Annotated in this window: 4 protein-coding genes; all 4 read left to right on the top strand. The window is 40.1% G+C overall.

What is annotated here, in order from left to right:
* The coding region (locus tag ACIQ32_RS11150) for a sodium/proton-translocating pyrophosphatase (protein WP_396195765.1) at nucleotides 1-1,266 on the top strand (1,266 nt) is incomplete at its 5' end.
* A 93-nt stretch (nucleotides 1,267-1,359) separates the two neighbouring features.
* A complete protein-coding gene (locus tag ACIQ32_RS11145; protein ID WP_396195764.1) occupies nucleotides 1,360-3,630 on the top strand; it encodes a beta-N-acetylhexosaminidase in 2,271 nt (756 codons plus the stop codon).
* Between the two features lies 1 nt (nucleotide 3,631).
* Nucleotides 3,632-4,624 (top strand): isoaspartyl peptidase/L-asparaginase family protein, encoded by a 993-nt coding sequence (locus ACIQ32_RS11140; protein ID WP_396195763.1) that lies wholly within the window; start codon nucleotides 3,632-3,634, stop codon nucleotides 4,622-4,624.
* A gap of 44 nt (nucleotides 4,625-4,668) precedes the next feature.
* The gene (locus ACIQ32_RS11135) at nucleotides 4,669-5,346 is read left to right on the top strand and encodes a copper homeostasis protein CutC (protein WP_396195762.1); all 678 of its coding nucleotides are present in this window, start codon (nucleotides 4,669-4,671) and stop codon (nucleotides 5,344-5,346) included.
* Nucleotides 5,347-5,428 lie beyond the last annotated feature (82 nt).

The following is a 5,428-nucleotide window of genomic DNA, read 5'->3' as shown; positions in this document are numbered from 1 at the left end:
GCTTCAGCTATGATGGCCACAACGGCTATGCAATTAGCCATCGACGCTTTCGGACCAATCTCTGACAACGCAGGCGGTATCGCTGAAATGAGTGAGTTGCCAAAAGAAGTTCGTACAAGAACAGATATCTTGGATTCAGTAGGTAACACTACTGCTGCTACAGGTAAAGGTTTTGCTATCGCTTCTGCTGCATTGACTTCGTTGGCTTTATTTGCGGCTTATGTTACGTTCACAGGAATTGATGGAATCAACATTTTTAAGGCGCCTGTATTAGCGATGTTATTCGTTGGAGGTATGATTCCTGTAGTATTCTCTGCTTTGGCAATGAATTCAGTAGGTAAAGCTGCGATGGACATGGTTTACGAAGTACGTCGTCAGTTCAAAGAAATTCCGGGTATCATGGAAGGTACAGGAAAACCTGAATATGGCAAATGTGTGGAGATTTCTACTAAAGCTGCTTTAAGAGAAATGATGTTGCCTGGTGTTTTAACTATTGGTTTCCCAATTTTAATTGCAGTTTTACCGATGTTGATTGGTTACGATAATAAATTAATCGCTGAAATGTTAGGTGGTTATATGGCCGGAGTTACTGTTTCTGGTGTACTTTGGGCTGTGTTCCAAAACAACGCCGGTGGTGCTTGGGATAATGCTAAAAAATCATTTGAAGCTGGTGTTGAAATCAACGGAGAAATGACCTACAAAGGTTCTGATGCTCACAAAGCAGCCGTAACCGGAGATACTGTGGGTGATCCATTCAAAGATACTTCAGGTCCTTCAATGAACATCTTAATCAAATTAACTTGTTTGATTGGATTGGTAATCGCTCCAATTTTAGGTGGACATACCGAAGGTGCAGCAACTGATAAAGCTTCTTGTTGTGCTAAAACTGAACAATGTGCTTCAATGAGCAAAGCAGAGTGTGAAGAAAAAGGATGTACAAATGCTTCATGTGAAGTTAAAGGTGTCACTACAGGAAAATGCGATATGAGCAAATGTGCTTCAATGACCAAAGAAGAGTGTGCTGCAATGTGTGACGAAAATGGTTGTTCAGCAGAAGAAAAAGCTAAATGTATGGCTATGTACGATGAAAATGGAAAATTCAAAGGAGTAGTTAAAAACGAAGTTTCAAAAATGGTTTTTATGGAAAAAACTGAAAATGGAAAATTTAAAGCTACTGTTTCTAAAACCATTAATGGTAAAGTAACTGAAGAAATTATCGAAGGAACTGAAGCCGAAGTAAAAGCTAAAGTGGATGCTTTGAAATAATCGTAAGATTTTAATATAATAAAGATGCCTCGCAATTGCGGGGCATTTTTTTTGTCTTTTTTGTGTAAATTAGCCAATACAAACAACACTTCCATGACTAATAAATTTGCTTTCTTTTTTATATTATTTTTCAATATTGCCTTTTCACAAAATTCATTGCCTCTAATTCCGCAACCCGAATCGATTGAAATACGAAAAGGGCATTTTGTGTTAAATAAGGAAACAGTAATCCAAGCGGATGTCACTATGTTTGAAGCCCAATATTTGCAACAAGCCATAAAACAACAAACCGGTTTACAATTAGCCATTGTTGCAAAATCAAATGTAGATTCTAAAATCATTTTGAAAGAAATGTACCCGATTGATCCTTATTGGAGCAAGGAAAGATATAATATTAACATTTCATCCAAAGAAGTAATTATAACAGCTCCTTTCAATCAAGGTTTTTTTACCGGAATCCAAACCTTACTTCAGTTGGTTCCAATTGATGAAAATGAAACGTTTGTTTTACCTTGTCTAAATATTTTTGACCAACCCAAATACGCCTGGCGCGGCATGCACCTCGATTGCGCCCGTCATTTCTTCTCCGTAGAGTTTGTCAAAAAGTATATCGATTACTTAGCGATGTACAAGTTCAATACCTTTCATTGGCACTTAACCGATGACCAAGGTTGGCGTATCGAAATCAAACAATATCCTAAACTTACGGAAGTCGGTGCCTGGCGAAACGGTTCGATGATTGGCCATTACAACGAACAAAAGTACGACGACAAACGCTATGGCGGATTTTATACCCAAGACCAAATTAAAGAAGTGGTAGCTTATGCAAAACAACGTCACATTACCGTCGTACCCGAAATCGAAATGCCCGGACATGCCGTAGCCGCTTTAGCAGCCTATCCGCAATATTCTTGTACCGGCGGACCATTTGAAGTCGAAAAACAATGGGGTGTTTTAGACGATGTGTTTTGTCCGAAGGAAGAAACGTTTACTTTTCTACAAAATATTTTAACCGAAGTCATCGCCTTATTTCCGTCCCAATACATTCACGTAGGCGGTGATGAGTGTCCGAAAACCCGCTGGAAAAGCTGTCAGCATTGCCAAGCTTTAATCAAAGAAAAAGGATTGCATGACGAACACGAACTCCAAAGTTATTTCATCCAAAGAATCGAAAAGTTTGTCAACTCCAAAGGCCGAAAAATCATTGGTTGGGACGAAATCCTCGAAGGCGGTTTGGCTCCGAATGCAGCCGTAATGAGTTGGCGAGGCACTGAAGGAGGCATCGCAGCCGCAAAGCAAAAACACTACGTGGTAATGACGCCCGGTTCGCATTGTTATTTCGACCATTACCAAGGCAACCCCAAAAATGAACCATTGGCCATTGGAGGTTACACTCCGGTTGAAAAAGTATATGAATTCAATCCCATTCCAAAAGAACTAACTGGCGAAGAATCTAAATACATTTTGGGTGCTCAAGCCAATGTTTGGACAGAATATATCAACACACCTGAACAAGTCGAATACATGATTTTCCCTAGGATGTTGGCACTTTCTGAAGTGCTTTGGGGCACATCAAATCCTGAGAAATATGCCGATTTCGAGAAACGAATGATACAACAGTTCAAGCGATTTGACCAAAAAAGCATCAATTACAGCAAGGCGATTTTTGAAATTACTTCAGCCGTAATGCCTAAACCTGGCGGCAATGGGGTATTGTATTTGTTGAAAACCAATCAACAACCTAACGGAATTCACTATACAACCGATGGAACTAATCCAACAGCGCAATCCAAAATTTACAATCAACCACTGGAAATCACCAAATCACAAACGATTACATCAGCTTATTTCGAAAATGATCTTGCCAAAAGCAATGTCGCCCAACAATCATTCTTCATTCACAAAGCCACCAGTCAATTGGTGTCGCTACAAAATCAACCCAATGGCAATTATGCCAAAGGCGGCGGATTTACCTTGGTGGATGGGATTCAAGGGGATAAAGCTAAATTTGGACAAAATTGGTTGGGTTTTTCGGGAACCGATTTAATCGCAACCATCGATTTAGGGAACAAACAAAAAATCAATCGCTTGGGTATCGGACTATTGAGTAGTCCTTCGTCGTGGATTTATTTTCCTCAAAAAATAACATTCCAGCTTTCAGAAGATATGATACAATTTGAAACGGTCGGCACTTTTTCCGCTGAAGCAATTCAAAAAAGCAAAGGTCAAATCAATTTAGATTGTAATAAAAGAAACATTCAATTTGTAAAAGTAACGGTCGAAAACTTTGGCACTATTCCCGACGGACAACCCGGCGCCGGAAACAAAGCGTGGCTTTTTGCAGATGAAATAACCGTAGAATAATATGTCAAACAGAAGAAATTTTCTCAAAACAGCAGCAGCGGGTTCGGTAGCTTTGGCGTTAAATTCTTTTACTTCCAAAGAAGAAAATTTGGCAAAACCAAAAGGCAAAATCAACAAGCCAATTGTGCTATCCACATGGAATTTCGGCGTTCAAGCCAATGGCGCTGCATGGGAAATTTTAAAGAACAACGGACGTGCGCTCGATGCTGTCGAAGCCGGTGTAAAAATTCCGGAAGGCGACCCAAATGAAAGAAGCGTAGGTTACGGCGGAAGACCTGACCGAGACGGAAGAGTTACGTTAGACGCTTGCATTATGGACGAATTTGCCAATATCGGTTCGGTAGCGGCTTTGGAACACATTAAACATCCGATTTCAGTAGCACGTGCTGTGATGGAAAAAACACCACACGTAATGTTAGTTGGCGATGGCGCATTGCAATTTGCCTTATCTCAAGGGTTCAAAAAAGAAAACCTTTTGGTAGAAGCTTCCGAAAAAGAATGGAAGGGATGGCTCAAAACCAGTCAGTACAAACCTATAGCGAATATTGAAAACCACGACACCATTGGCATGATTGCTTTGGATGTTCACGGTAATTTATCAGGCGCTTGCACTACCAGCGGTATGGCTTTTAAAATGCATGGTAGAGTAGGCGATTCACCAATTATTGGCGCTGGTTTGTATGTCGATAACGAAATCGGAGCTGCCACAGCCACCGGTCACGGCGAAGAAGTTATCCGAATTGCCGGTTGTCATTTGGTAGTCGAGTTAATGCGACAAGGAAAATCACCACAACAGGCTTGTGAAGAAGCCGTGTCGCGCATCGTAAAACTGACTCAAAATCGCAACAAAAACCTCAAAGACATCCAAGTAGGTTTTATCGCTTTGGATAAACAAGGGAATTACGGTGCCTATTGCATTCAAGGCGGATTTAACTATGCGGTAAACGACAATTCCGGAAATAAGTTGGTTGATGCCGATTACTTTTTAAAATAATTCTGTGCTAATCCGTTCAATCTGTATAATCTGTGGCCCTATTAATGTCTTCGAATAAAAAATTAGAAATCGCCTGTTTCAACTTAGATTCAGCCCTAATCGCCCAAGAAAATGGCGCCGATAGAGTGGAACTTTGTGCCGGAATTGAAGTTGGTGGAACGACACCTGATTCTGAAATGGTAAGGCAAGCTCGAGAAAATCTAACTATCGATTTATACGTGATGATTCGACCACGTGGAGGACATTTTGTTTATTCTGAAGAAGAGTTTCAACAAATGCAATCCGATATTTCAGACTTAAAAGAATTAAAAGTAGACGGTTTTGTATTCGGAATTTTGAAAGAAGATAACACCATTAACTTAGCACAAAATAAAACTTTAATCGATTTGGCCAAGCCTTTGCCATGTTCGTTTCACCGTGCTTTTGATGAAGTCCAAAGTCCTTTTCAAGCTTTGGAACAAGTCATTGATTGCGGATTTAAAACGATTTTAACTTCGGGTCAAGCCCAAAATGTAACGGAAGGTATGAATCGTTTAGCCGAATTAGTTTCCAAAACCAATAACCGAATTACCATCATGCCCGGCGGTGGTTTGCGCTCGTCCAATATCGAAATTATCCAACAAAATACCAAAGCAGTTTTCTATCATTCTTCGGCCATAACTGATGGTAGTGAAACGGCTTCTGCAACAGAAGTTCAAGCCTTAAAATCTAAACTCCAATGAGAACTTTATTGTTGAAATTCCTAATCGCTTTTTTGTGGCCCATGGTACTTTGGTCACAAAATAAAGAACGGAATTTAAGTAC

The organism is Flavobacterium sp. (assembly GCF_044373165.1).
In the GTDB taxonomy this organism is placed as follows: Bacteria; Bacteroidota; Bacteroidia; order Flavobacteriales; family Flavobacteriaceae; genus Flavobacterium.
Note: the sequence above shows the minus strand (reverse complement) of the source record. Positions and strands in the feature narration are given on the sequence as shown.